At 40.0% G+C, this 26,035-nt stretch carries 26 protein-coding genes; 8 read left to right on the forward strand and 18 right to left on the reverse strand.

The features are described from left to right. Nucleotides 1-22: 22 nt before the first annotated feature. From DPV95_RS07905 to DPV95_RS07930, 6 genes are all read right to left on the reverse strand, one after another. On the reverse strand, nucleotides 23-1,162 hold the full coding sequence (locus DPV95_RS07905; protein ID WP_032822415.1) for a cytochrome-c peroxidase: 1,140 nt from the start codon (nucleotides 1,160-1,162) through the stop codon (nucleotides 23-25). 79 nt (nucleotides 1,163-1,241) lie between these two features. Next, nucleotides 1,242-2,357: a lytic murein transglycosylase gene (locus tag DPV95_RS07910; RefSeq protein WP_032822413.1), complete on the reverse strand. Its 1,116-nt coding sequence runs from the start codon at nucleotides 2,355-2,357 to the stop codon at nucleotides 1,242-1,244. Nucleotides 2,358-2,390: 33 nt separating this feature from the next. After that, nucleotides 2,391-3,194, reverse strand: a complete 804-nt coding sequence (locus DPV95_RS07915) for a glycosyltransferase family 2 protein (protein WP_005696241.1) — start codon at nucleotides 3,192-3,194, stop codon at nucleotides 2,391-2,393. Nucleotides 3,195-3,216: 22 nt separating this feature from the next. Further along, nucleotides 3,217-4,098, reverse strand: coding sequence for a glycosyltransferase family 2 protein (locus DPV95_RS07920; protein ID WP_005696242.1), 882 nt, complete (start codon nucleotides 4,096-4,098; stop codon nucleotides 3,217-3,219). Continuing rightward, nucleotides 4,091-5,290, reverse strand: a complete 1,200-nt coding sequence (locus DPV95_RS07925; protein ID WP_005696243.1) for a hypothetical protein — start codon at nucleotides 5,288-5,290, stop codon at nucleotides 4,091-4,093. Before DPV95_RS07925 ends, DPV95_RS07920 begins: the two co-directional genes overlap by 8 nt. 7 nt (nucleotides 5,291-5,297) lie before the next feature. Then, the gene (locus DPV95_RS07930; protein WP_065242691.1) at nucleotides 5,298-6,068 is read right to left on the reverse strand and encodes a glycosyltransferase family 25 protein; all 771 of its coding nucleotides are present in this window, start codon (nucleotides 6,066-6,068) and stop codon (nucleotides 5,298-5,300) included. A 402-nt stretch (nucleotides 6,069-6,470) separates the two neighbouring features. Here DPV95_RS07930 and purR point away from each other — a divergent pair, with 402 nt between their 5' ends. From purR to DPV95_RS07945, 3 genes are all read left to right on the forward strand, one after another. Next, nucleotides 6,471-7,481 carry an HTH-type transcriptional repressor PurR gene (gene purR / locus DPV95_RS07935; RefSeq protein ID WP_005696247.1) on the forward strand — a complete coding sequence of 337 codons (1,011 nt, stop codon included), beginning with the start codon at nucleotides 6,471-6,473 and terminating at the stop codon, nucleotides 7,479-7,481. A gap of 172 nt (nucleotides 7,482-7,653) precedes the next feature. Beyond that, complete coding sequence (gene ppc, locus DPV95_RS07940; protein WP_065242690.1) at nucleotides 7,654-10,293, forward strand: phosphoenolpyruvate carboxylase; 2,640 nt, start codon at nucleotides 7,654-7,656, stop codon at nucleotides 10,291-10,293. A gap of 113 nt (nucleotides 10,294-10,406) precedes the next feature. Next, nucleotides 10,407-10,730, forward strand: coding sequence for an HI1450 family dsDNA-mimic protein (locus DPV95_RS07945; RefSeq protein ID WP_005697650.1), 324 nt, complete (start codon nucleotides 10,407-10,409; stop codon nucleotides 10,728-10,730). 67 nt (nucleotides 10,731-10,797) lie between these two features. Here DPV95_RS07945 and hypE read toward each other — a convergent pair whose 3' ends face one another. The 5 genes from hypE to DPV95_RS07970 all read right to left on the reverse strand — a co-directional run bounded on the left by hypE (nucleotide 10,798) and on the right by DPV95_RS07970 (nucleotide 14,822). Then, entirely contained in the window at nucleotides 10,798-11,811 is a 1,014-nt protein-coding gene (gene hypE / locus DPV95_RS07950; protein WP_005697589.1) for a hydrogenase expression/formation protein HypE, read from the reverse strand. Nucleotides 11,812-11,815: 4 nt separating this feature from the next. Then, on the reverse strand, nucleotides 11,816-12,928 hold the full coding sequence (hypD, locus tag DPV95_RS07955; protein ID WP_005697602.1) for a hydrogenase formation protein HypD: 1,113 nt from the start codon (nucleotides 12,926-12,928) through the stop codon (nucleotides 11,816-11,818). 9 nt (nucleotides 12,929-12,937) lie between these two features. Further along, nucleotides 12,938-13,744, reverse strand: coding sequence for a hydrogenase nickel incorporation protein HypB (hypB, locus tag DPV95_RS07960; RefSeq protein ID WP_005697615.1), 807 nt, complete (start codon nucleotides 13,742-13,744; stop codon nucleotides 12,938-12,940). Nucleotides 13,745-13,930: 186 nt separating this feature from the next. Further along, nucleotides 13,931-14,272: a hydrogenase maturation nickel metallochaperone HypA gene (gene hypA, locus DPV95_RS07965; protein ID WP_005697604.1), complete on the reverse strand. Its 342-nt coding sequence runs from the start codon at nucleotides 14,270-14,272 to the stop codon at nucleotides 13,931-13,933. Nucleotides 14,273-14,408: 136 nt separating this feature from the next. Next, nucleotides 14,409-14,822 carry a MerR family transcriptional regulator gene (locus DPV95_RS07970; protein ID WP_005697590.1) on the reverse strand — a complete coding sequence of 138 codons (414 nt, stop codon included), beginning with the start codon at nucleotides 14,820-14,822 and terminating at the stop codon, nucleotides 14,409-14,411. Nucleotides 14,823-14,907: 85 nt separating this feature from the next. Between DPV95_RS07970 and DPV95_RS07975 the strand changes: the two genes are divergently transcribed. The 5 genes from DPV95_RS07975 to DPV95_RS07995 are packed head-to-tail and all read left to right on the forward strand — an operon-like array spanning nucleotide 14,908 to nucleotide 17,989. Next, nucleotides 14,908-15,591, forward strand: a complete 684-nt coding sequence (locus DPV95_RS07975; protein WP_005697667.1) for a DUF4198 domain-containing protein — start codon at nucleotides 14,908-14,910, stop codon at nucleotides 15,589-15,591. Beyond that, a complete protein-coding gene (locus tag DPV95_RS07980; RefSeq protein ID WP_005697614.1) occupies nucleotides 15,591-16,094 on the forward strand; it encodes an HI_1622 family ECF transport-associated protein in 504 nt (167 codons plus the stop codon). Before DPV95_RS07975 ends, DPV95_RS07980 begins: the two co-directional genes overlap by 1 nt. Nucleotide 16,095: 1 nt before the next feature. Then, the gene (cbiM, locus tag DPV95_RS07985) at nucleotides 16,096-16,707 is read left to right on the forward strand and encodes a cobalt transporter CbiM (protein ID WP_005696258.1); all 612 of its coding nucleotides are present in this window, start codon (nucleotides 16,096-16,098) and stop codon (nucleotides 16,705-16,707) included. Then, nucleotides 16,704-17,348 (forward strand): energy-coupling factor transporter transmembrane component T family protein, encoded by a 645-nt coding sequence (locus DPV95_RS07990; protein WP_065242688.1) that lies wholly within the window; start codon nucleotides 16,704-16,706, stop codon nucleotides 17,346-17,348. Before cbiM ends, DPV95_RS07990 begins: the two co-directional genes overlap by 4 nt. Continuing rightward, on the forward strand, nucleotides 17,348-17,989 hold the full coding sequence (locus DPV95_RS07995; protein WP_005696260.1) for an energy-coupling factor ABC transporter ATP-binding protein: 642 nt from the start codon (nucleotides 17,348-17,350) through the stop codon (nucleotides 17,987-17,989). The genes DPV95_RS07990 and DPV95_RS07995 overlap by 1 nt, the downstream gene beginning before the upstream one ends. Nucleotides 17,990-18,073: 84 nt before the next feature. On the opposite strand, the gene fdhF is transcribed toward DPV95_RS07995, so the two are convergent. The 7 genes from fdhF to DPV95_RS08030 form a co-directional block, all read right to left on the reverse strand. Continuing rightward, nucleotides 18,074-20,233: a formate dehydrogenase subunit alpha gene (gene fdhF / locus DPV95_RS08000; protein WP_232620862.1), complete on the reverse strand. Its 2,160-nt coding sequence runs from the start codon at nucleotides 20,231-20,233 to the stop codon at nucleotides 18,074-18,076. 177 nt (nucleotides 20,234-20,410) lie between these two features. Further along, nucleotides 20,411-20,869 carry a hydrogenase maturation peptidase HycI gene (hycI, locus tag DPV95_RS08005; RefSeq protein ID WP_080971641.1) on the reverse strand — a complete coding sequence of 153 codons (459 nt, stop codon included), beginning with the start codon at nucleotides 20,867-20,869 and terminating at the stop codon, nucleotides 20,411-20,413. Then, nucleotides 20,859-21,266 carry a formate hydrogenlyase maturation HycH family protein gene (hycH, locus tag DPV95_RS08010; RefSeq protein WP_049375568.1) on the reverse strand — a complete coding sequence of 136 codons (408 nt, stop codon included), beginning with the start codon at nucleotides 21,264-21,266 and terminating at the stop codon, nucleotides 20,859-20,861. Before hycH ends, hycI begins: the two co-directional genes overlap by 11 nt. Before the next feature lie 44 nt (nucleotides 21,267-21,310). Then, the gene (locus DPV95_RS08015) at nucleotides 21,311-22,087 is read right to left on the reverse strand and encodes an NADH-quinone oxidoreductase subunit B family protein (protein ID WP_005697636.1); all 777 of its coding nucleotides are present in this window, start codon (nucleotides 22,085-22,087) and stop codon (nucleotides 21,311-21,313) included. Continuing rightward, nucleotides 22,084-22,731 carry a formate hydrogenlyase complex iron-sulfur subunit gene (locus tag DPV95_RS08020; protein WP_049370802.1) on the reverse strand — a complete coding sequence of 216 codons (648 nt, stop codon included), beginning with the start codon at nucleotides 22,729-22,731 and terminating at the stop codon, nucleotides 22,084-22,086. Before DPV95_RS08020 ends, DPV95_RS08015 begins: the two co-directional genes overlap by 4 nt. A 12-nt stretch (nucleotides 22,732-22,743) precedes the next feature. Further along, nucleotides 22,744-24,474, reverse strand: a complete 1,731-nt coding sequence (locus tag DPV95_RS08025) for a hydrogenase large subunit (protein WP_049365604.1) — start codon at nucleotides 24,472-24,474, stop codon at nucleotides 22,744-22,746. A gap of 19 nt (nucleotides 24,475-24,493) precedes the next feature. Continuing rightward, on the reverse strand, nucleotides 24,494-26,032 hold the full coding sequence (locus DPV95_RS08030) for a hydrogenase 4 subunit F (protein WP_049375570.1): 1,539 nt from the start codon (nucleotides 26,030-26,032) through the stop codon (nucleotides 24,494-24,496). Nucleotides 26,033-26,035: the final 3 nt, after the last annotated feature.

Consider the following 26,035-nt stretch of genomic DNA (forward strand, 5'->3'; position numbering starts at 1 on the left):
TAAATTCAACTCAGGCGTTTAATTATTCTTCGTAAGCTTCGTCAGTTAACGTTTTTAAGAATGCTTCTAACGCATTAATCTCTTCATCTGTTAGCGGTTTTGCTTTTAAAACATCAGGATTAATGGTTTGAGCATATTCGGCTTTATCCCACGCTTTCCCTGTTTCAGGATTCACTTTACGATTAGGATTATTGAAACTGTCTTTAAATAGTAAAACGGTTTTTAAATCGCGGAAAACACCGTTATGCATATAAGGCGCAGTGACACCAATGTTACGCAAAGTTGGTACTTTAAATTTACCTTTTTGCTTTTTATCACCTTTCACCATCGGATTATCCAATAGTCCATTATCTACAAAATCTGCAGCTAATTTATTGTGCTTAATTAATTCTTGGTTACTTGGTACGCCAATATTGTAATAACGATAATTCGTAAAGGTTTCTTTTACTGAATTCGCTTCACTTGATTGGTGGCAGTTACTACAATTTGTGCGTGTTTTATCAAAAAATAATGCCTTACCTTCGGCTTCAAGTGCGGTCAATTTTGCTTCACCTTTTAAAGCTCGATCATATTTTGAAGAGAATGGCGCAAATAATTCCTGTTTTTCGAACTCGCCAATGGCTTTTTCCATGATGGCATAAATCTTGTCGGTATCTGCCCAAATGCTTTCACCATAAAGATCCGTAATAGGTTTGTAATAGGTCGGATCTGCTTTTAAACGTTCAACAATGGCTTTTTTGTCCGGCATGCCCATTTCCACAGGGTTTACTGGTGGCCCACCTGCTTGCTCAGCTAAATCTTTCGCTCGACCATCCCAGAACTGTCCGCCTACATAATCTTTAATTTTTTTATCAAAATGAAAATCCGGAGAGAACATCGCATAAAGCGCAGTATTGGCATTGCGATTACCATGAAGATGAGGATTATCCCCTTCTGAGACCATTTGATTTGCAGAATTCTTACGTTGATCCACAAAGGCGGTATCTGGGCTATGGCAAGTCGAACAACTTTGTGTTTTATTAAAAGAAATAGACTTATCAAAAAACAGCACTTCACCCAGTGCTTTATAGTCCAATTCTTTTTTTGCTGCTTGATCAGCCAATGCATAATTACTCTGCATCAAAGGTGCAAACAGTAAAATAGAAAGCCATTTTTTTTGCATCATGTTCTCCAAATATTCAAATTATAGATAAAAAATAATCCAACAAAGCTTTGTTGGATTATAAAAGGAAAATAATTTTCTACAAGCCGGTGGCCATCTTAATGCGATCAGCAAACATACCGATGCTCACGCCGAAGTAATTTGATTTGTTCCAATCTAAAATCGTGCGGTAGTTATTGGAGACTAAGAATGCACGCCCAACTTCTTTATCTGGGCGAACTAGCCAAAGATCGGCTTGCGAAAGCGCGGCAAGTTTATCTTGTTCTTGTTGGCTAAAGCTCGCTAAAGTGACACCTTTAGACTGCCAGTCGCTGAGTGAACGTGCTTTATTCTTCTCAATACCAGAAAGCGATAAATCTAATGGTTGATTTAATGTTACTTCTACACCCCAAGGCAATTTGTTATCCCAACCTACAGTGTGGAGATAATTTGCAATTGAAGCAAACGCATCAAATTGGTTCGTCCAAATGTCCTTCACACCATCATTATTGCCATCTGCTGCATAATTTAAGAATGCACTTGGCATGAATTGGGTTTGCCCCATTGCACCCGCCCAAGAACCTAACATTCTGTGGCGTTGAATATGATCACGTTCTAACATCTTCATCGCATTCACAAATTCTTTGCTAAATAAGGCTTCACGTCTGCCATCAAAGGCTAATGTGGCTAAAGCTGATAGTACATCATAGCTACCTTGATAATAGCCAAAACTACTTTCCATACCCCATAAAGCAAGGATATATTCTTGTTGAACGCCATAGCGTTGGCTGGCTTGTTGTAATGGTGCCTGGACTTCCCAATAACGCTCTTCGGCAATGTCTACTTTGTTTTGGGTCAGTACTTTATTCAAATAATTCGTTGTACCGTTTGGATTCGGTAACTGTGGTTGATCCGCATTACGCTGACTTCTCCCCGCTTGAGCACGATCCAAATCCACAGCTTTTTGCATATATTGAATATTATTTTGTGCATTCAATATTGACAACGATACGCCTTCAGCAGCCGCTTTGCCTTTTAAGAACTGTACATAATCATTAAAGTTATCTAAAGTTCTCGGTTTGCTATAAACAGCATTACTGCTTACTGACGGAATACTTTTTGTGGATGACGTGGTTGTTGTCGTATTGCTTGAACAACCCACTAATAAAAGTGCGGTCGATAATGCCGTCATTTTTAACGTTGAGATTAAATTCATTTCTTTTCCTTTTTTAATTATCAAAATATCGCATTATTTGCGTAAAAATTGGTTATAAACAGCTTTCAATAATGAGGTTGGTAATAAGCGAGAACCTGAACGCAAGGCAAAGGTGAATAGGCCAGAAAATAAACCTTGAATACCTAAGCGATGTTTCAATTTAAATAAACGCCATTCTGCTTTCGCTTGGTTTAAACCTCGACGACGCCCTACCATGCCATTGCCCACGCGGGCATAAACTAAAATATCTGGCAAGTTTGCCACTTTTTGTCCTTGTGCTATGAGCTTAATCCACAGGTAATAATCTTCCTGTAAATCTTCATATCCACCACAATTAATGACCGCACTTTTTTGATATGCCACCGTCATGTGGTTGAACGGACAACGTTTTTGGGTAAATTTAACGATATCTTGTGCATCAGTCGGCACGTTACGATATGCCACAATGTCTTGAATATTTTCGCCAAACTCAGCAATCTGCCCACCGAAAATAATCGTATCCGGGTGCTGCTCAATAAACGCCACTTGTTTCGCAAAACGTTCTGGCACACAAATATCATCGGTATCCATACGGAATACCCAATCGGGTGAACAATGTTTCAATCCTTCATTGAGTGCTTTACCTAAACCTAAATTTTTTGGCAATTTCACTAAGTTTAAGGGTAATTTTGTTTCGAATTCAGAAACCACGGCTTCCAATTCAGGTGTGACAGCACCATCAAACACCAACACAATCTCATCTGCCGGATGGGTTTGAGCCACTAAACTTTCAAAACATTCTCTTAAATATTGTGGGTTTTCCTTAATATATAAGGACATTAAAACTGAAAATTTCATACTTCTCTATCTAATAAGTTATCTACATAAATCGCTTCAAATTAATTGCCAATTTAGGTGAAATTAAAACCACAAAGGCAATGACTAGCTGCTTAATACTTTTCGTTAATTTAAAAATTTCAAAATAGTAAAAAGCCGCTTTACGGGATAAATTCATAATATGTGGGTAAGCCAACATATATTGTGCGTTGATGGCAAAATTCTTTTCTTGTTCTGCCGTTTTCACATAATGTTCACGGATATAATCAATCGCTTTTTGCGTATTAGTGGTATCTGTTGATACGCTAGAACGCTTGGTATGGAAGGTACAATAAGTTAATGGTTCTGCCACTTTGTACGCTTTAAACGTTGGATCTTGTACAAGCTTCAGCAAGAAATCATAGTCTTCCAATGAACGAAGTGCGGTCGATAATCCACCGATTTTTAAAAACAGATCTTTTTTCACTCCAACCATCGGCATACCACCGATTTTATTCGCCAGTAAAATTCGCTCTACGCTAATCTCTTGTGGCTCAATTGGGTTAGTCACATAGCTAAAACCTTCATTGACCATTTCACATTTAGCTTGATGATAAACAAAGTTAACATCGGGATGCTCGACAATCACATCGGCTAATTTCTGACATTTATCATTTGCAAAACGATCATCGTCATCAAGAAATAACAACCATTCATTATCCGCATTTCGTGCCCCAATATTACGGCTTTCTGCCGCCCCTTGATTGGTTTCGTTACGAATCACTTTAACTGCAAATGGATATGATTGTGTTACTTCAACGGCTTCTTTTGAGCAATCATCCACAATCACCACATCAAAATTATAGGTGGTTTGCTTGGTTAAACTTTCCAATAACGCAGGAATTTCTTCTTTCCGATTATAAGAAGGCACGATGATACTAAACATCTTTCGGCTCCTTTTGTTTAAATAAAATAAGTTGTTTACCTTGAGTGCCAAAAAGCGATAAGAACATCAACATGACAAACATAATGCCCGGGAAAGCAAAGGTATCCGCTTTGATGTTACAGAACGCTAAAATCACGAAAGCAGAAAGGATAAATTTCCAACTGCCATCAAACCAATTTAAGGCGACTTTGCGCACAAAATAGAAGGTCACAGCAAAACACACCAAAGCGTAAGACAGGCCACCATAAAGAATCTGGCGTAAGAAACCAGAGTCCGTATGCCCATAATAACGGCCAACCTCTAACTCACCGGTCATATACATGCCATCGCCATAAATGAACTGCTTAAGTGTTGGCATAAAGAGGTGGTTTTTCATCAACGTATCCGTTGACGAACTGACAAATCCTGCACCGTGTAATAAATTAATCACAGGCTCTAAAGCATGTGCCACATAAGGATTTTCTGGTAAGAAATAGGCCAATAATAATACTAAAACGGCGAATGCTATTAGGGATGGCACATAACGCCATTTGAAATACACTAAAATGCTCACGACGGATAATAGGAGGAATGTACGTCCTGAAATCAACCCAATACATAGCATAAAAAACACTAAAACATTTGGAAGCGTATTATGTTTAGCGTTGTAAGCCAATAAAAAATGCAACAGCATTAAATAGAACAAACTCAATTGGAAAAAGGCGGTTGCAGTGATGTTATATAAGCGATACTCCTGCTCTGAACCATAAAAACGTGCAGGCAACACCGCATTAGTTGAAAGCAAGAAATCAATCATAAATGATGCACCAAGCAAGCCAATCACGCCCACTACAAACTGCACTACTACACCGAGTTGTAAATCACGCACCACTTTCTGTTGACCATTTACATTGGCATAGAAGGCATTATAAAGCCCCACACCAAAGATAAATAAAATCAGCTCTTTTACATACATGGTGATGACAGAAAAATCTCGCGTACCGTTAACTAAAAGCGGAATCACGCTAAATGCAATCAGCCCAATGATGACGGCTAAACTATCTACTGGTACAGTGATACCTTGTGGTTTCTGCTTTTTAAAATATTGATAAGCCAATACAACCAATGCCGCTAAACCTGCGACGAATGACATTCGTACAACATGAAACAGCCAAGGATCGTAAAGATAAAAAAGATTAAAAAGTGCGGTCATTTTTACGTTATTTTCCTAAATTCTTTTTCACTGCTAAGATTTTTTTGAGTGGATATTTAATTAATTTCTTCACTAAATTATTAGATTTTGAACCACGAATCGCTTCCAAATTACTCACTAATTGTGGATTTTCAATGGCCACAAGCGGACGAACCACATTGTTATTAATCTGGAATTGGGTTTCAAATAATAAGAAATCATCAGCAAGCCAAAACGGTTTTTCTTGTTCGAGTTGTTTCAAAAATGCACGTGCCGCTGATTTTTTGATTAAGTATGCCACCGTACCTGCAAAATAACTTTTATATGGATAAGCCACGGTGACATCACCAATAGTTTGGCGCAAGAATGAAAAAGTGGTTGGATAATTGATCTCTAATTCCACATTATTAAATTCAGCAATTTTTGACTGCCCGATTAATACAATATCCGCATCACATTTTTCGGTTAAGAGTGCGATTGTTTTTGGTGATAAATTAGCATTAAATAACGCATCATCTTCACAGACTAATGCATAATCATTTTCCGTCACATTTTGATCTTCTACGATCTGACAATAAACCGCTAAATGACTTAATGTGCAACCAATTTCGCCTTTTGTGACGTTGCGTCCATAATGTTGCTCAAACTTCGTTGGATTGAATACTTCTGCCAATTCATCCCACTCTTTTTGCATGGTATTAATCGCTGAAAATACAACGAAATCTGCTGTATCCGGTTGAGCAAAAAACAGCTCACGACGCTGAACATCTTTATCTAGTGAAATCAAATATTTATTCATAATTATCTCAAATTTGGTTTTTGCAGTATTTTGATTACAACAAACGGAAATAGTTGCAAATTATACTAAAGAAATAATCCAATAGCATGGCTTTTAGTACAACTTTAAAAGACCTAAAAAATAACCGCACTTTAAATGCTTAAAGCGCGGTCTATTTTAAATGGATTAATATGTTATTTCTTTCAATTAGAAAATTGCAGTCGCTAAACCCACAACAACACTTAAAGAAAGCACTACAGCTAACATTGCGTAACCAAAATCACTCATTTTAATTTCTCACTTATTTAGTTAAAGATATCCCATTCTAACAATAAAGCGCGTTTTTTCAAAAATTTTTTATAATTTACTTAACCTATTTGGTGACAGTCTTTATAATAGGAAAAATTCTCTAGAGGCAAAATTATGGCAACAATTAAAGATGTCGCAAAAATGGCCGGTGTTTCCACCACCACTGTTTCCCATGTAATTAATAAAACCCGTTTTGTAGCAAAAGAAACCGAAGAGGCGGTGATGCAAGCCATTAAAAGCTTGAAATACTCACCAAGTGCTGTTGCTCGGAGTTTAAAAGTCAATACGACAAAATCCATTGGGATGATTGTTACCACCAGTGAATCCCCTTATTTTGCTGAAATCATTCATGCCGTTGAAGATCATTGTTATCGTCAAGGCTATTCACTTTTTTTGTGTAATACACAAAATGATCCTGAAAAAATTAAAAACCACGTCGAAATGCTTGCCAAAAAACGCGTAGATGGTTTATTGGTCATGTGTTCTGAATACACACAACATTCACTTGATGTGCTTTCTAGTTTCTCGTCTGTGCCGATGGTGGTAATGGATTGGGGCCCAAATGCTGATACCGATATCATTGAAGATAACAGCTTTACGGGCGGTTATATTGCTACTAAGCATTTAATTGATTGTGGTCATAAAGAGATCGGTCTTATTGCGGGTGAATTAGATAAAACGACGGCAAGAACCCGTTACGAAGGCTTTGTAAAAGCCATGAATGAAGCCAATCTACCGATCCATGAAAATTGGATTATGGAAGGTTTCTTCGAACCTGAGGACGGTTATGAGTGTATGAATAAAATTCTTGCACAAGACAGCCTACCTACTGCCGTATTCTGTTGTAATGATGTGATGGCATTAGGCGCAATTTCTGCGATTACGGAAAAAGGCTTGCGTGTGCCTGATGATATCTCGATTATCGGCTATGATAATATTCACTCATCGCGTTTCTATGCACCACCACTCACAACGATTCACCAATCGAAGTCTCGTTTAGGTGCACAAGCGGTTAATCTTTTATTTGAGCGTATTGCCAATAAAGATAACGATAATCACGAAAAACACCGCATTGCGATCCATCCTGAACTCGTCATTCGAAAATCAGTTCGCAACCTTAAATAAACATTAAACTTTTTGAGCGCACTTTAAATTTTATCTAAAAAAGTGCGGTCATTTTTTACTTATTTTAGCCTTTTTTGATTTAATGCAAGTTTTTGACGTATAGCATTTGATCCCGATACATATTTTTGGTTATATCTCCCCTAGTTTTATTTTTTTCTTTATCGGAGTTCATATGACTGATGAGTATCGCACTCTCCGCCATAACATTAATATGTTAGGGCGTTTTCTTGGAGAAACCATTAATGATGCACAAGGCGAAGACATTCTCACCTTAATTGAAAATGTTCGCCAATTATCCAAACAATCTCGAGCTGGCGATAGCCAAGCACGTAAAACATTGTTGGATACCCTTTCCACCATTTCAAATGAAAATATTATTCCTGTTGCACGAGCATTCAGCCATTTCCTTAACTTAACGAATATCGCTGAACAATACCAAACGGTCTCTCGTCAACATAAAGATTTACAATCTTCTAATCGTTCATTAAGTGCTTTATTCCAACGCTTAAAAGCATTAAATACTTCAAAAGAAGAGGTTTACAAAACCGTTGAAAACTTGCTTATTGAGCTTGTATTAACGGCACACCCAACTGAAACCACGCGTCGTTCTTTAGTCCATAAACACGTCGAGATCAATAAATGCTTAAGCAAATTAGAGCACGATGATTTGACGCCTAAAGAACGCAGCATTATTGAACGCCTGTTGCTTCGTTTAATTGCTGAAGCTTGGCATACTAATGAAATCCGTACTGTTCGCCCTACCCCATTCGATGAAGCAAAATGGGGCTTTGCCATGATTGAAAATAGCCTATGGCAAGGGGTACCGGAATTCTTACGTCAACTAAATGAACACGCTCGTGAATTCTTAGGCTACGATTTACCTGTGGGCTTACGTCCTGTCAGAATTTCTTCTTGGATGGGTGGTGACCGTGATGGTAACCCATTTGTTACTTCAAAAATTACTCAACAAGTACTCTATCTTGCTCGTTGGAAAGCGGCGGATTTATTCTTAAATGACATCAAATCCCTTGCCGATGAATTATCCATGGTGAAATGCACACCAGAATTTACCGAAAAATATGGTGAACATTTAGAGCCTTATCGTTTTGTAGTCAAAACGCTTCGTACAAAACTTATCGCCACTCTTGATTACTTTGATGATTGCCTGGCAAATCGTCCGCCACGCGTAAGCCAAGCGGATATCATCATGGAAGATAATCAACTTTGGGAACCGCTCTATGATTGCTATCAATCATTAATGGCGTGTGGCATGCGGATTATCGCTAATGGTTCATTATTAGATATTTTGCATCGTATTCGTTGTTTTGGTGTCACTCTTTCACAAATGGATATCCGTCAAGAAAGTACCCGTCATACAGATGCCATTGCTGAAATTACCCGTTATCTTGGCATTGGCGATTATGCACAATGGAGCGAAGCAGAAAAACAATCTTTCTTAGTACGCGAGTTAAATTCTCGTCGCCCATTAATTCCAACCCATTGGGAACCCTCTGCTGAAACCCAAGAAATTTTAGATACTTGCAAAGTCATTGCCCAACAAAAACAAGGCGTGATTGCTTGCTATATTATTTCTATGGCAAGAAGTGCCTCTGATGTGCTTGCCGTACATTTATTATTAAAAGAAGCGGGGGTGCCTTATCATATTCCTGTCGTGCCACTCTTTGAAACCTTAGATGACTTAGATGCCTCTGAAGGCGTCATGCGTCAATTGTTTAATATTGGTTGGTATCGTGGTGTGATTAATAATCATCAAATGGTGATGATTGGCTATTCTGACTCAGCTAAAGATGCAGGCATGATGGCAGCTTCATGGGCACAATATCGTGCACAAGAAGCGTTAGTTAATTTAACCGAAGAACTGGGTATTGAACTCACTTTATTCCATGGTCGTGGTGGTACAATCGGTCGTGGTGGTGCTCCTGCACATGCAGCATTACTTTCTCAACCTCCACGCTCACTCAAAAATGGTTTACGCGTCACCGAACAAGGGGAAATGATTCGCTTTAAACTCGGTTTACCCGAAGTTGCAGTTGAAACCTTTGACCTTTACGCGAGTGCAATTTTGGAAGCAAACTTACTTCCACCGCCAGAACCAAAAGCAGAATGGCGTACCGTCATGGATGAGCTTTCCGCTACTTCATGCGACATTTACCGTAGTGTTGTTCGTGGTGATAAAGACTTCGTGCCTTATTTCCGCAGTGCCACACCGGAACAAGAACTGTCTAAACTACCACTTGGCTCTCGCCCTGCAAAACGTAATCCAAATGGTGGCGTGGAAAGCTTGCGTGCCATTCCATGGATTTTTGCTTGGATGCAAAACCGCTTAATGCTACCAGCATGGCTTGGTGCGGGTGCGGCAATTCAAAAAATTGTAGATGAAGGCAAAGGTCATATTATTGAAGAAATGTGTAAAGCTTGGCCATTCTTCTCTACTCGTGTGGGGATGTTAGAAATGGTGTTCAGTAAAACCGATACTTGGCTTTCTGAGCAATATGATCATAACTTGGTGAAAAAAGAGCTTTGGTACTTAGGTGAAAATCTGCGTAATCAACTCAATGCAGATATTAAAACTGTGCTTTCGCTTTCTCACAAAGATGAATTAATGGCGGACTTACCGTGGATCGCGGATTCTATTGCATTACGTAATGTTTATACGGATCCGCTCAATCTCCTTCAAGTGGAATTGCTCCGTCGTTTCCGTGAATCACCTGAAAACCCAAGCCCTGATGTCGAACAAGCCTTGATGATTACCATCACTGGTATTGCAGCAGGTATGCGAAATACGGGCTAGTTACAACAAATATAAATAAGTGCGGTCAAAAACAACGATGAATTTGACCGCACTTTTTGTTTTCTGTTTCTTGCGGTATCATACGCGCAATTGACTTGATGAAGGAAAACCCAATGACAACTGATATTCAAAAACTCGATCCAGATGCAGCGATTGATCTTGCTTATGATATTTTCTTAGAGATGGCAGGCGAAAATCTCGATCCCGCTGATATTATGCTATTCAATCTGCAATTTGAAGATCGTGGTGCAGTCGAGTTTGTCGAAACTGCCGATGATTGGGAACAAGAAATTGGGGTGTTAATCGATCCTGAGGCTTTTGCTGAAGTTTGGGTCGGATTAGTAAATGAGAAAGATGAAATGGATGATGTGTTTGCGAAATTCTTAATTTCACACCGAGAAGAAGATCGTGAATTCCACGTTATTTGGAAAAAATAGCACTCTTCTCACACATATCAATTTACAAACTAAAACCGGTTTAATTTTAAATTAAACCGGTTTTTGCTTAACAGATTCGTGGTAAAGGTTCGTTGCGTGGTAAGTCTAATAAACGACTTTGACCGAAAAGACCAACTGCTCGAACTTTACCATCAGTCGTTACCTCGCCGATTATGGTCGCATTTTCACCTAATGGATGGCTACGAAGTGCGGTCAGAATTTCAGCTGTTTTTTCTTTATCCACCACAATCACCAGTTTGCCTTCATTGGCAAAATTTAATGCATCCAAACCGAGTAATTCGCAAATACCACGTACTTCCTGACGAATTGGTAATACCGTTTCATCAATTTGAATCCCTACTTTTTGTGCCTGTGCAAATTCGTGAAGTACCGCATTCACACCACCACGGGTCGCATCGCGTACAGCTTTCACCCCTTCAATCGGACGAATACAATCAATAAGCGGGGCAAGCACAGCACAATCACTGCGTAAATCCGTTTGAATACCAAGATTTTCACGTAAATTCAAAATGGTTGCACCATGATCACCCAAAGTACCACTCACGATAATCTGATCACCTGGTTGAATGCGATGCACGCCCCAGTCGAGTCCGTTTGGAATAACACCAATACCGGCTGTATTGATAAACACTTTATCTATCGCGCCTTTTTGTACTACTTTGGTATCACCTGTTACCACTTGAATACCGGCTGACTGACAGGCTTTTGCCATAGATTGAATCAATTTTTTTAAAGTTTCCAGTGGTAAGCCTTCTTCCAAAATAAAGCCACAAGACAAATATTTTGGTACGGCACCGCATACCGCTACATCGTTAGCGGTACCACATACAGCGAGTTTACCAATGTCGCCACCAGGGAAAAAAATCGGATCAATCACAAAACTATCGGTAGAAAATGACAATGTTCCACCTAAAGCATCTAACTCTTGTAAAGCAATACGAGCCTGATCTTCGCCTTGTGAAAGTATTGGATTATCAAATGCCTCGACAAAATAATCGCGGATCAACTCTTGCATTGTGGCACCACCATTTCCGTGTGCCATTGTAATAAAATCAGTCATTGTTTTATTCCCGTCTATATTGATAATAGGCCGCACATGCCCCTTCGGAAGACACCATCAATGCACCATAAGCATTGTCAGGATTACATTTTTTAGCAAATAATGGGCAATCCGCCGGCTTACATTTTCCGATCAGTACATCACCGCAGCGAGAATCAGGATCATCGGCAACTTGATGTGGCTGGCAAGCAAAATGCGCTTCTGCATCAAAGCATTGATAATCATCTGTCAGTTCAACACCCGATTCCGCAATTTCGCCTAATCCACGCCATTCACTGCTGGCTTTCAAGCGGAACACTTCACTGATTGCCTGTTGTGCTAACTCATTGCCATGTTGGTGTACGATACGTTTATACTGATTTTCCACTTCACAGCGTTTTTCAACAATCTGTGTCACCAACATTAAAATTGCTTGTAGGATATCTAAAGGCTCAAAACCAGTGATCACAAAAGGCTTATGGTAGGTATCACACAATTCCTGATAAGGTTCAGAACCAATCACCATGCTGACATGACCTGGTGCAAGAAAGCCGTCAATTTTGACTTGTCCTTGTGATAATAAGCTGTGTAATGTTGGGATGATAGTGATATTTTGACATACCACAAAAAAGTTTTTTACCTGCTGTTTTTTCGCTTGTTGCAAGGTAATTGCAGCACTCGGCATCGTCGTTTCAAAACCGAGTGAAAAGAACACCACTTTTTTATCTGGATTATTTGATGCAATATTCAATGCATCGAGCGGCGAATAAACGATTCGAACATCTGCGCCCTGTGCTTTAGCTTCTAATAATGAACCTAAACGTCCACGTACTCGCATGGCATCACCGAAAGTACAGAAAATTACTTCTGGACGACGAGCAATCTCAATACATACATCAATTCGCCCCATCGGTAATACACACACCGGGCAGCCTGGACCGTGAATAAATTCAATACTTTTGGGTAATAAGCGATCCAGCCCAAATTTAAAAATGGTATGAGTATGTCCGCCACAGACCTCCATCAGATATAACGGATTTTCTGGCGTAAAGTGCGGTTGGTTTTCCATTATTTTTTGTAACCGCTGCAACAGACTTTTAGCCAGTTCAGGATCACGAAATTCATCAACAAACTGCATTTGATGCTCCTATCGTTCTTGCGCTTTTAACCAGTCTAGCCATTGCTGTAACCCTTCTCCACTTTGAGAAGACAACTGGATAACCTCAATTGTTGGATTCACTTGTTTCGCATAAGCAATACATTTTTCCACATCAAAATTTAAGTACGGCAGTAAATCCACTTTGTTTAAAATCATTAACTTCGAAGCCGCAAACATATGTGGATATTTGAGTGGTTTATCTTCGCCTTCTGTCACAGATAAAATCACTACTTTGGCATGCTCACCTAAATCAAATTCTGATGGACAAACTAGGTTTCCGACATTTTCAATAAACATCAGACTATTTTCCTGTGGCTGCAATTTCACCAATGCATTACCAATCATTTGTGCATCTAAATGACAACCTTTTCCTGTATTAACTTGAATCGCCGGCACACCCGTTTGACGAATACGATCCGCATCATTTTCTGTTTGTTGATCCCCTTCGATCACATAACAAGGATAGTCATTTTTTAATGCATTTAGTGTGGTCGTCAATAAAGTTGTTTTGCCTGAACCTGGACTTGAAACAAGATTAAGTGCCAAAATATGTTGATTCGCGAAAAAGCGACGATTCATATCGGCTAATTGATTGTTGGCACCAAGAATATCTTGTTCTACTTTCAGTAATCGTTGCTGGGTTTCTTCTTGTTGTGGAAAGTCTGGCATGCGGAAGGAGGAGTGAGAAAAATTAGGTAGTTTTGTTGCATGTTGCGCATTGGAATCATTATGAACATGCGGTAATTCTCCGATTCTGACTTGGTCTGGATGGCCACAGCCACAGGTTGTACACATAAGTCACCTCAATAATGTTTCGTTTATTCTGTAAATACTTAGAATCTATGGTAATTCACATGCGTTAGAATACCATATTCTCTATCTTAAATATATTCTTTGAAGAGAGATAAATACATACTATCAAGTAGTTAGCGTATTTTATATTCAAAAGATCAGGTTAAATTTGCCAATTTAGACGTCTTGCTATTTTACGGCAATTTCTTTCACTCTAAATTCGGTGCCACTTCGACGTTGTAAACATGCACTGTGACAATGTGGACAGCAATCTTGATAGGCTTCAATCTCAACTTCCTTTTGACATTGCCAGCACCATGCAATCGCAGGTAAATGAATAAAATGTAACTGACAGTTTTCAGCAACGGTATCTTTTCGCATAATTTCAAAGCAAAATTCTACCGCACTTTGCTCGACACAAGACAGCGCCCCAATTTCTAGCCAAATATCTGTCACTTCATGGATTTCATGCTTTTTCTTTTGTTGATCAATAATTTCCATAATATTCTGACAGAGAGACATCTCATGCATGATTTTCTCCTTAAAATAAAAAAGCAGTTTCTTCCAATTCTACTCTTTTTTAATGTTTATTTTCAGCATTTCTGTGTTTCGTTGCTTGATATTTAAACGTTGTGTGAAAAATTTTTACTGGTACTCGTACAAGAAATCATTTTAGTGGCACAAAATTAATGCCGCTATGTTGCAATAAAGTATTCATTAAATCATTATTTTGTTCAAACTGGCTACATTTGCCTTTGAGCTGAATTAAGCGAATTCTCAAGTGAGCCAATTCATGGATCCGTTTTGATACTTCTCGAATATGTCGATCTAGCAACTCATTAATTTCTCTTTCCTGCTCTTGAGTAGCACATTGAGGATTGAGCAACATTTTGATTTCTTTTAGTGAAATATCCAAACTGCGGCAATAGCAAATAAAAGAAAGTTGTTTCAAATGCTCTTCCGTATAAACGCGAAAATTACCACTTGTTCGCTTAGCGGGTTCAATCAATCCTTGTTTTTCATAGAAACGTACGGCTTCCACCGTACAGCCAACAATGTTGGCTAGCTGACCAATTTTCATTTTTTTAAAATTACACTTGACTCTGAAGTTACTTCATATTTTATACTTTATCACAGTATTCACATGTTAGAAAAGGAGAACTTCCATGAAAAAAACAGCATTACTTATCACTGCACTATTCGGTGCTTCACTCGCTAATGCACATAATGTTTGGTTGGAGCCCGTTAAGGATGTAAAAGGGCAATATGTGGTTAAATTTGGTCATGAGGAAACTGAAACCTATCCTCAAAGCAAATTAAAAGCGGTACGCCTACTTGATGCTAAAGGCCAATTGCAAAATGCCACAGTAAACTTTAAAGAAGGCGAAGCACACTTTGCTGCACCTGATGCTGCCATCGCATTTATTCGCTTTGATAATGGCGTTTGGTCAAAATTGCCAAGCGGTAAATATGTCGAAAAAACCAAACAGCAAGCACCTGAAGCTGTACTCAGTGTTAATCCAGTCAAATTCGGCAAAGCGATTTTACACTGGGATGCACAAGCGAATAAATCACACAATATGGATTATGAGCTTATTCCACAAAGTGAACCGAAAGCGGGACAACCACTCGATATTCTCGTGTTAGTAAAAGGTAAACCTGAGCAAGGCATCAAAGTGGGTTTAGGCGAAGATCACCCATTCAACTTAACCAATGAAAAAGGTATTGCACAATTCACCCCTAAAGCGGGCTATAACAAAGTCTGGGCTGAATTTGACGAGCCGGTTCAAGACAATCCTGACTATAACAAACGTAGTGTTGAATATATGCTAACTTTTGACGCGAAATAATGAAAAGAGTTGTATTTTTAACCGCACTTTTCACCTGGCTGTGCGCACCATCAGCATTGGCTCATAGTTTGCATGTTTTTGCACAATATGATGGACGCACAGTTTCTGGCAAAGCCTATTATTCCGATATGACCCCAGCGGCAGAAACCTATATGGAGATTTTTCAAGCTGGTCAGGACTCCCCTCTATTGGAAGGTAAAACGGATCGCGATGGGCAATTTGCCTATCCGATCAATACGACTGCCGAAGGTGCCATTAAAGTAGTGATAGAAGGTGAAGAAGGACATCGAGCCTCAATTGTTGCCAACAGAGTATCTGCGCAAACCACTAATAACAGTGACAATGCATTGATGTTGGTCCGCGAAGATATTTCTAAATTAAAAGACAAAATTTACCTGCACGATATTATTGGCGGTATCGGCTATATTGTTGGTATTTTTGGCTTATGGGCATTGATTAGAGCCTCAAAGATGACGCGTGCGTCGCAATCTAAGGAAAGATAATATGCATTTATCGGAAGGTGTGTTGCATACACCCGTATTGCTTGGTGGTGCAGCTGTCGCATTAGTCTGCGTAATGATTGGTCTTAAACGACTCAATTCGCAGCAATTGCCGCTAACGGCATTGTTTGCCGCTGCCTTTTTTGTTGCCGGTACCATTCATGTACCAGTTGGCATTGGCAGCGTGCATCTCATCTTAAACGGCATGGCCGGTCTATTTCTTGGTTGGGCGGTATTCCCTGCCTTTTTAATCGCATTGGTATTACAAGTCTTGCTCTTTTCCTTCGGTGGATTTGCCGTGCTTGGTGTCAATTTATGTGTGATGGCATTGCCTGCCCTTCTTGTACATTGGCTATTTGCAAAAAGACTTGAAAATGACAATTCCCGTCGCACTCAAATTACTGCCGGTATTGGTGCTGGCGTGATCGGCGTTGGCGGTTCAGCCTTGCTTGCCTCTCTTGTCTTAGCATTAGATGGTGGTAAAGCCTACAGCGATCTGATCATGTTACTGGTGATATCACATATCCCTGTATTTATTATCGACAGTATCGTCAGTGTTGGTGTGGTCTTATTGTTAAACAAAATGTATCCAACAGCGCTCAGTGTGGTGAAATGAATTTTCTTGCTATTTTCCAACCGCACTTACGATTAATTTATGTGTTTTTGTGTGGACTTATCGTCAGCACAATGACACATATTTCAACGCTTGTTATCCTCAATCTTGTGGTACTCAGTGGATTATTTATTGCGCTAATACGCTATCGAAAATCCCTTGCCGGTTATTTTAAATATTGGCTAAAACTAAATTTCTTCACTTTGCTTGTTTGGTTAACCTTAAGCTGGAAAATCACCGAACAAAGTTTAGCATTAAATCTAATAGGGATTCAGCTTGCACTGCTCATCACACTACGTTTCAATTTGATTTTAAGTCTAACTCGACTCTTGTTAATTGATATGAACGAGAGCCTTTTATTGCAAGCATTGTGCCGTTTGCCATTACCTGAAAAACTACTTCACCTATTTGTTCTCACTGTGCGCTATATTTCAGTGTTCAGTGAAGTACATAAAAAGATGGATATGGCAATGCGAGCACGTGGCTACCAGCCAAAACTTAATGGCAGAACCTTATTTATCGCGGCGCAGAGTGTCGCCCTATTATTAATTCATGCACTCGTTAAAGCAGAAAAAACAGAAATGGCGCTAAAAGCTCGTGGCTTTCAGCTGCATGATGTGAAAAAAACACAGGATAAATCTTGATGAACGTCCTCGAAGTCAAACAATTACAGATCATGCGCGAGCAACGCGTGATTATTGATAACCTTTCTTTTGAACTCCCTGAAGGCCATCGCCTTTTTTTACAAGGTGATATTGGTTGTGGGAAATCGACATTACTACATTGCTTATTAGGTTTTATACCTTACCAACAAGGAGAAATTCGCTGGTTCGGTAATGTATGTAGACAAGAAAAAGATTTTGTACCACTACGTGGAAAGGTAGGCATCTGTTTCCAATATGCTGGCGATCAACTTTTCGGCCCAACTGTACTTGATGATGTGGCCTTTGGTCCTCTCAATCAAGGATTGAACAGAGATGAAGCCTATCAAATTGCATTACAACAGTTGGAGCGTCTAAATATTGTTGGATTAAAAGATCGCTCTGTGAATACCTTATCTGGTGGTGAACAGAATTTTACTGCACTGGCTGGCGTGCTAGCGATGCAGCCAAAAGTATTATTATTGGATGAGCCAACCAATGGACTGGATGTAAAAAATATCGCAAAACTGACCGCACTTTTACGTGAACTACAGTTACCAATGCTTATTGCCTCACATGATTTACGCTTTAGTGAAACACTCGCCGATTCCTGCTTATCTTTAGCTACAGATAACGATGGCTGAATGCGTTCATAATGCGTAAGGAAATAATTCAATAAAAAACGGGCGAACCATTTAAGTTCGCCCGTCATTCATTTATGACGCTAATCAAGCCACAAGTGCGGTTTCTTTTAAGCGATTTTTTAATTTCGCGTATTCAGTTACCACATAGCGTTCAGCCCAGGCTTGGTCTTCGATTTTATCAATACGAACCGCGCTATATTTGTATTCCGGCGTTCTAGAACCTGGATTCAAATGTTCAGCGGTTAATTCGTTACATTTACCGATCCACCATTGATAGGTCATATAACAAGCGCCTTTGTTGGTACGCGTACTCACATCCGCGCGAGAAATCACTTTACCGCGTGATGATGCAATCCAAACCAAGTCGTTGTTTTTAATGCCTAATTCTTTGGCGTCTTGATCGTTCATTTGTACGAATCCTGGTTCATCCGCAAGTGCCGCAAGTGCACGGCAGTTACCAGTCATAGAACGGCAGGAATAGTGACCAACTTCACGTACGGTAGAAAGTACCAATGGGAATTCTTCTGAAAGATCTTCCATCGGTGGTTCCCAGTCGCAAGCAAAGAATTCAGCTTTGCCGTTCGGACGGTCGAAGATTTGGCCTTTATACAAATATTGCGTACCTTGATCTTCAGGACCTTCGTCAGTACATGGCCATTGGATATAACCCAAGCCTTCCATTTTTTCGTAAGTTGCCCCTTTGTAAATTGGACAAAGCGAACGAAGTTCATCCCAAATTTCTTTGGTATTGTTATAGTGCATTGGGTAGCCCATTGCTGTAGCAAGTTCGCTAATGATTACCCAGTCATCCTTGACGTCGCCGGTTGGTTCAACGGCTTTATAGAAACGTTGGAAACCACGGTCAGCAGCACTATATACACCTTCATGTTCAGCACAAGAAGTCGCAGGTAATAAAATATCTGCTTCTGCGGCTGTTTGAGTCATGAAAATATCTTGAACGATAAGAAGTTCAACTTTCTCGAAGGCTTTTTTAACAGCATTAATATCAGGCTCAGTTTGTAATGTATCTTCACCCATGATATAGAATGCTTTAATTTTATCTTCCATGATCGCTTCAGGTACTTCACTCAACGGTACACCTGGTTTGCTTGGAATAGACGGTACGCCCCAAGCTTTCGCAAATTTTGCATTAATTTCCGGGTCAGCAAAACTTTGATAGCCCGGTAATGTGTTGAATAACGCACCCATATCGCACGCACCCTGTACGTTGTTTTGACCACGCACTGGGTTTACACCAACATTTGGTTTACCTAAGTTACCGGTAAGCATTGCCAAGCTTGCTAACGCACGTACGGTTTCTACACCTTGACGGAATTGGCAAACGCCCATACCCCATAAGATAGTAGCAGTTTCCGCTTTCGCATAAGTGCGGGCAATTTCACGCAACATCTCAGGTTCAATACCTGTGATGTGTTGAGTGGATTCCGGTGTATAAGCTTTCACGGTTTCATAGAACGCATCGAAGTTTTCGGTGTGTTCATCAATAAATTTTTGATCTTGTAATCCTTCTTCTAAAATCACATTCATCATCGCATTCAAGAATGCCACGTTAGACCCGTTAGCAAGCGGCGCATAAATATCCGCAATACGGGCTGTTTCGATTTTACGAGGGTCACAAACAATCACTTTCGCCCCTTTTGCTTTGGCGTGGTTAATCCGACGCGCCACAATAGGGTGTGAAGTGGAGGCATTATAGCCAAAAATAAATACGCATTTGGTATCTTCAATCTCAACAATTGAGTTGGACATTGCGCCGTTACCGACCGATTTGAGCAGACCTGTTACAGAAGGGCCGTGTCACACGCGCGCACAACAGTCAATGTTGTTATTTCCTAATACCGCACGGGCGAATTTTTGCATAACGAAGTTCACTTCGTTACCTGGTCCACGGGAAGAGCCCGTTACCATAATTGATTCGTTACCGTACTTTTCTTTGATTTCACTGAGACGTTTTGCTGTGTAAGAAATCGCTTCTTCCCAGCTCACTGGTGTGAATGGTTCGCCACGTTTGTAGCGGATCATCGGTTGAGTTAGGCGAGGAGTCAGGATTTTTGTGTCATGCACAAAATCCCAGCCATAATATCCTTTTAGGCATAACTCCCCTTCGTTTGTCTTGCCGTTTGCACCTTCAGCTCCCACAATTTTGTTGTTTTCCACCAAAAGATGGATTTTACAACCTGAGGCACAATACGGACATACGGTAATTACTTTTTTAATAGCCATAGTAACGTCCTTATTTTAGATACAACACGAGGTTAGAGATAGAATTAGAATAATTAATTCTGGGTATATATTACACCCAAAATCAGCTTATAGTCTTACAAAAAACATGGATTTATTGATATAAAACAGGTTTTCGTAATATTTTTAAACTATGTTTAGAAAATCCCCCCACTTTTTCTACAAAACAGGAATCTCTTCAAGCGATCTTCCCTCGTTTAAAAAATCATACATAAATTGCACAGACTCTTTTACCCTGTCTGTCATCGGAAAACCAAAAGAAACAAGATCAGGTTGAAGTCCTACAAAAACAATTTGTTTAATATCCTGTTCCAGTTGTTCAATGAGGTAATTGAGCGGCATATTATGCGTACTCATGAAAAACATTTCCGCAATGCTTTCTTTCTCAATGATTCGGATTTTACCTGGCGCTAATTCCATATCAGCCGCATCGAAAATTAAAAGCAAATCGGGTTTCATGTCTCGCACAATATGGGCAACATTTTCCGGTGCTGAACCACCATCAAGTGCGGTCCACTTTGGCAATGGATTTTCACTCAATAATTGATAGAGATAAGGCCCAGCGCCATCATCGCCCATCATGCTGTTGCCAACGGTTAAGATCACATTATTCGTCACGTCGTTTCACCATAATATACATCACAGGTTCACGCTGAATGGACGCCAGCGTATCCATCAAAATTTCAACCCACTCTTGATGTTGTGGCGTGAAATTGGCTTTGTTTTCATCCATCGCTTTCGCCAATAAATTGACATGGCTAGAATCAATCACGATTTCACCGAATCGCATTAAGCCGGCAAATTTACGTTTAGCATCCCCTTCTGGAAAGCTATCTACAAAACGTTGATAAGCATCGTAGTCACAAACCAGTAATTTTTTAAAACAATCAATTACGCCAACATGGTGACCAATCGCCAAAGAGTAATACATCACCTGTTTTGCTTGCTCTGGCACTTGCTCATCGTTTTCGACGAAACGTTCGTTTAATAAATAGAAAAAGACTTTCGTTGTCATAACATTCCCATTTTTATAGGGGCAATCACTTGCCCCATTATTAATTATCCCGAAAACGGCAGACTAATCGCATGCAAACGATTGACGATTTCGCTTAAACGAGGATCGGCTTCTCGTTCTAGGTATTCACCTAAACGTACACCAAATGGCACTTTGTCATTTTCTGCCATCATTGCCATAAATTGGTTAGCGATGTTACCGCCTTGACGATAACCGGCAAGACGACGAGCTTCTCGTTCAAGACTAATACGCAAATCCAACGGAATGGTTGGGAAACGTAATTTAGCTTCTGCGTTAGGATCGGCTTTTTCTTGTTTGCCTTTAAGTTTTTGATCAAGTAAACCAAGCGCGACAGCAAAACCATAAATAGTGGCGGCAGGTGTTGGTGGACAGCCAGGAATATAGACATCAACCGGTACGATTTGGTCAGAACCACCCCATACACAATAGAGATCGTGGAAAATACCGCCGCCGCAACCGCAAGCCCCGTAAGCGATACAGATTTTTGGATCCGGCGCGGCTTGATAAGCACGCATGGCTGGCGTACGCATCGCACGGGTAACCGCACCAGTGAACAAGAGAATGTCCGCATGGCGAGGTGACGCTACCACTTTAATACCAAAACGTTCCGCATCAAATGTTGGCGTAATAGTACTGAAAATCTCGATTTCACACCCATTACAACCGCCACAGTCCACACGGTAAACGTAAGCTGAACGTTGAATATCTTTCAGCAATGTTTGTTTCATTTTGGCTATATTTTCATCAATACTAAACGGTGTTGATATACCATTAACCGGCATTGGAATTTGAGTGTTCATCGTCTTTCGCCTCCTGCTAAAACTTTAGGTAAATCAACCGCACTTTCCTCACGTTGTTCGATTGCTTTTTTGAAATTCAAGCGAACTGGCTCCTTAAAGTCGATCAATTTCATCCGCATATTGGATTCCATATTTGCGGTTTTTTCTAAACTATGTTGACGTTTGCAAACCGGACAGGTATGTAATTCTGCCAATTTTCGTTTCACTAACTCTGGATTATCCAAAGTTTGTTTGAATAAATCGATGGTGTAATTCAGTTCTTTATAAGAAATAAACGGTTTACCACATTCCTGACAAGTTACAGTAGCAAAGGTGGTTTCTTGGAAAAGATCCTGTTTATTGGTCACTGAGAGTTCAAAATCTTGTGATAAGCGAATCGCCTTAGTTGGGCAAACTTCTTCACAACGACCACAGAAAATACAACGACCAAGGAATAATGACCATGTACGGTCGCCTGTAACCGGATCCGTTCTCATGGTCAACGCATTGGCTGGACAGGCAATGGTACAAGCCGCGCAGACAATACATTGATCAGAATTAAGTTCCGGTTTTCCTCTAAAATCATCATCGACTTCATAAGGTTTGAACGGATATTTGGTGGTGACATCACCTGCTTTAAATACCGTTTTTAGTAATTTAAACATTTTCCGCCTCCCCTATTTCAATGGTGAATTTTTACGTTCGATACCGTAGCGTTCAATCTCTTTATAATCTACGGTTTTCGCTTTGCGTTTACGCACATCCACCACGGTGACACGGTCGGTACAAGAATAGCAAGGGTCAAGACTACCAATAATAAGTGGTGCATCAGACACTGTATTGCCACGCAACATATAGCGTAAGGTTGGCCAGTTAGCATAAGTGGCAGCACGACAACGCCAACGGAAAAGTTTTTGGTTGTCACCTAGCATTGACCAGTGAATATCTTCGCCACGTGGTGCCTCAGTAATCCCTAAAGCAAAACGTCCAGGGGTATAATTGAAACCTTCTTTTAAGATTTCGCCACTTGGCAAATTATCCACCATGTAATCGATGATATTCATGGATTCAAACACTTCATTAATCCGCACTTTCACACGAGATAACACGTCACCATTTGCTTCAGTGAAGAGATTGAAAGGTATATCGCCATAACCAGAGAATGGATGTACTTTACGTACATCACGCGCAAAGCCAGAACCACGAATCATTGGACCAACCGGGCTGAAGTCACGAGCGATATCTTTTGCCAAGACACCGACACCCACCGTACGTTGTTCCATATTCGGTGTATTCAATAAAATATCGGTTAAGGTTTTGAGTTCTTCACGCATTTCACCGATAAGTTTGATACATTGCTCACGTTGATGTTTCAACATATCACGACGCACACCACCGATAAGGTTAATACCATAGGTTTTACGTGCACCGGTTAACACTTCTGCCAAGGTCATGGATTTTTCACGAACGCGGAAGAATTGCATAAAGCCAGTATCAAAGCCGGTAAAGTGGCTAGATAGACCTAAGTTTAATAAGTGACTATGTAAACGTTCTACTTCTAATAAAATCGCACGGATCCATTCAGCGCGTTTTGGAATTTGAATTCCTAAAGCACTTTCGACGGAATTAGCGTAGGCCACACTGTGGGTAAAACCACAAATCCCGCACACACGGTCAGCCAGGAAGTTAACTTGGTCGTAATCCATACGGGTTTCTGCCAATTTTTCCATACCACGGTGCACATAGAACAAGCGATAGTCCGCATCAATGATATCTTCCCCATCCACGAACAAACGGAAGTGTCCTGGTTCATCGGAAGTAATATGTAACGGGCCAAGTGGAACGATACGTGCTTCGCCTTTTTCGTTAATAAATTCGTATGTTTCTGTTGCAGTTGTCGGATCGGGACGTAAACGGTAATCCATTGAGTCTTTACGTAATGGATAAAGATCATCCGGCCAATCATCTGGCAACACTAAGCGGCGTTGGTCTGGTAAACCGACGGCTTTCAAACCATACATATCGAATAATTCACGTTCGCCCCAAACCGCCGCTTTGACTTTTGGTGTCACAGACGGAAATTCTAAGCTCACAGGATCAACTAAGGCTTTAATAGTGATAAAAGTTTTCACTTCCCCCTCCATGGAAAGCACGTAGTACACTGCATAGTTGCCATGAATTGAACGCTCATCATTCCCGAACACCAAAGGTAACCAACCTTCATGTTGATAATAAAGGTATTCAACAACATCAGGTAACATATTAGTTTTAATGGTAAGGGTAACCTGATTTGGTGTTGACCACTCCTCATCCAAAATGGTATTTGGAAATTTTGCATTGACTGCTTCAATGTAATTTTTGCCAATCATTTTGGCTGGATCGACTGATGTATTTTTAGTTAATTCCATATATTTATCCTCCTGTCGATCATTGCGCTAAACTTTGCCAAGGTAAAACTAACATTTCACCAAAGGACACTTGTTCAGATCCGAGTACAATTCCGACTGCACTTTTTAATAACTGCAAAATTGGTTCGGCAATATGAATACCCATAATAAACATGAATAACAATAAAATTGCCATCGCCACGAGTGAAACTTTGTTCACATCCCCCACTTCAACATTATCCGGTTGTTTACCTAATACGGTTTTTAATACCATTAAAGACAATCCAGCTAACACGATAGTAAGTAAAATTAAACAGAATACCATTAACCAAGTTTTACCTGCGTAAATACCCGCAACAGCAATACTGAATTCACTGACGAATACGTTAAATGGTGGAATACCACCTAGTGATAATGCACCACCGGCAAATAATACCGCTGTCATGGGTGCCACACGCCATAAACCACGTACTTGGTTCATATCACGGGTTTTGTATTTCAATAAAATGTTACCAGAAGCACAGAACAGCAAGGTTTTCGCTAAGCTATGGTTAATGGTATGTAATAACCCAGCAAATACACCTATTGGGCCACCTAAACCAAAAGCGAAGCTGATTAAACCCATGTTTTCAATACTGGAGTATGCCAATAAGCGTTTGATGTCGAATTGAACGATAATAAACAACGCCGCGACTAATACAGAAAGTAAACCAAATACTAACAACAAGGTTTGAGGGTATGTAGAACCAACTGCTTTAGAAACTAAGATGTAATAACGCAATACCACCAACATGGCACAGTTCAATAATACCGCTGATAAAATCGCACTCACAGGACTTGGAGCCTCACTGTGTGCATCAGATAACCAAGTATGCATTGGAAATAGACCGCACTTAGTACCAAACCCAACCAAAATAAAGGCAAAAGCAAGATACATGAGCATTGGATTTAAACCTGCTGCCTGTTGATTGATTTCTGTCCAGAAAATAGCTTGGCTTGGATCAGCTAAAAGATTTGTTCCATTAGAGAACGTTAAAATTGTGCCATACAATCCAAACGCCACCCCAACTGAACAAATAATGATGTATTTCCATGCAGCCTCAAGAGAAGTTTTGTGTTTGTATGTACCGACCAAGAATGCTGAACTTAATGTGGTTGCTTCAATGGCTGCCCACATCAAAATCACATTATTGGTGATCACAGAAATGATCATGGTGAAGAAAAACAAATGCAAAAAGCCGTAATAATTGCAGTATGTTTTCAAATCAAGATGCCCTTCGCGATATTCAGTACTAATGTAACCGATAGAATAAATACCGGCTAACGTTCCGACAATAGCGATAAGACCTAAGAAAATAGCAGATAGACTGTCGATGTAAACCCAGTTATTTAATGCACGGATTTCCCCCTGAGTTAGCACGCCATTAATAATTTGTAAGGCAAATGCTAACATCAAAATCAAACCTGTAACATGAAGAGCGGTACAAATTGTCCGTGCTTTTGTCACGCCACAAGCGAAACAGGCAAGTGATATTGCTAAAGGTGCGATTAATAACGCGATTATCCATTGTTCATACATAGC

The organism is Haemophilus parainfluenzae (assembly GCF_003252755.1).
Taxonomy (GTDB): domain Bacteria; phylum Pseudomonadota; class Gammaproteobacteria; order Enterobacterales; family Pasteurellaceae; genus Haemophilus_D; species Haemophilus_D parainfluenzae_N.

Excerpts from the sequence above, each read along its gene's own strand:
- DPV95_RS07905 (WP_032822415.1), bottom strand. The coding sequence starts at position 1,162 with ATGCAAAAAAAATGGCTTTCTATTTTACTGTTTGCACCTTTGATGCAG.
- DPV95_RS07910 (WP_032822413.1), bottom strand. The coding sequence starts at position 2,357 with ATGAATTTAATCTCAACGTTAAAAATGACGGCATTATCGACCGCACTT.
- DPV95_RS07915 (WP_005696241.1), bottom strand. The coding sequence starts at position 3,194 with ATGAAATTTTCAGTTTTAATGTCCTTATATATTAAGGAAAACCCACAA.
- DPV95_RS07920 (WP_005696242.1), bottom strand. The coding sequence starts at position 4,098 with ATGTTTAGTATCATCGTGCCTTCTTATAATCGGAAAGAAGAAATTCCT.
- DPV95_RS07925 (WP_005696243.1), bottom strand. The coding sequence starts at position 5,290 with ATGACCGCACTTTTTAATCTTTTTTATCTTTACGATCCTTGGCTGTTT.
- DPV95_RS07930 (WP_065242691.1), bottom strand. The coding sequence starts at position 6,068 with ATGAATAAATATTTGATTTCACTAGATAAAGATGTTCAGCGTCGTGAG.
- purR (WP_005696247.1), top strand. The coding sequence starts at position 6,471 with ATGGCAACAATTAAAGATGTCGCAAAAATGGCCGGTGTTTCCACCACC.
- ppc (WP_065242690.1), top strand. The coding sequence starts at position 7,654 with ATGACTGATGAGTATCGCACTCTCCGCCATAACATTAATATGTTAGGG.
- DPV95_RS07945 (WP_005697650.1), top strand. The coding sequence starts at position 10,407 with ATGACAACTGATATTCAAAAACTCGATCCAGATGCAGCGATTGATCTT.
- hypE (WP_005697589.1), bottom strand. The coding sequence starts at position 11,811 with ATGACTGATTTTATTACAATGGCACACGGAAATGGTGGTGCCACAATG.
- hypD (WP_005697602.1), bottom strand. The coding sequence starts at position 12,928 with ATGCAGTTTGTTGATGAATTTCGTGATCCTGAACTGGCTAAAAGTCTG.
- hypB (WP_005697615.1), bottom strand. The coding sequence starts at position 13,744 with ATGTGTACAACCTGTGGCTGTGGCCATCCAGACCAAGTCAGAATCGGA.
- hypA (WP_005697604.1), bottom strand. The coding sequence starts at position 14,272 with ATGCATGAGATGTCTCTCTGTCAGAATATTATGGAAATTATTGATCAA.
- DPV95_RS07970 (WP_005697590.1), bottom strand. The coding sequence starts at position 14,822 with ATGAAAATTGGTCAGCTAGCCAACATTGTTGGCTGTACGGTGGAAGCC.
- DPV95_RS07975 (WP_005697667.1), top strand. The coding sequence starts at position 14,908 with ATGAAAAAAACAGCATTACTTATCACTGCACTATTCGGTGCTTCACTC.
- DPV95_RS07980 (WP_005697614.1), top strand. The coding sequence starts at position 15,591 with ATGAAAAGAGTTGTATTTTTAACCGCACTTTTCACCTGGCTGTGCGCA.
- cbiM (WP_005696258.1), top strand. The coding sequence starts at position 16,096 with ATGCATTTATCGGAAGGTGTGTTGCATACACCCGTATTGCTTGGTGGT.
- DPV95_RS07990 (WP_065242688.1), top strand. The coding sequence starts at position 16,704 with ATGAATTTTCTTGCTATTTTCCAACCGCACTTACGATTAATTTATGTG.
- DPV95_RS07995 (WP_005696260.1), top strand. The coding sequence starts at position 17,348 with ATGAACGTCCTCGAAGTCAAACAATTACAGATCATGCGCGAGCAACGC.
- hycH (WP_049375568.1), bottom strand. The coding sequence starts at position 21,266 with ATGACAACGAAAGTCTTTTTCTATTTATTAAACGAACGTTTCGTCGAA.
- DPV95_RS08015 (WP_005697636.1), bottom strand. The coding sequence starts at position 22,087 with ATGAACACTCAAATTCCAATGCCGGTTAATGGTATATCAACACCGTTT.
- DPV95_RS08020 (WP_049370802.1), bottom strand. The coding sequence starts at position 22,731 with ATGTTTAAATTACTAAAAACGGTATTTAAAGCAGGTGATGTCACCACC.
- DPV95_RS08025 (WP_049365604.1), bottom strand. The coding sequence starts at position 24,474 with ATGGAATTAACTAAAAATACATCAGTCGATCCAGCCAAAATGATTGGC.
- DPV95_RS08030 (WP_049375570.1), bottom strand. The coding sequence starts at position 26,032 with ATGTATGAACAATGGATAATCGCGTTATTAATCGCACCTTTAGCAATA.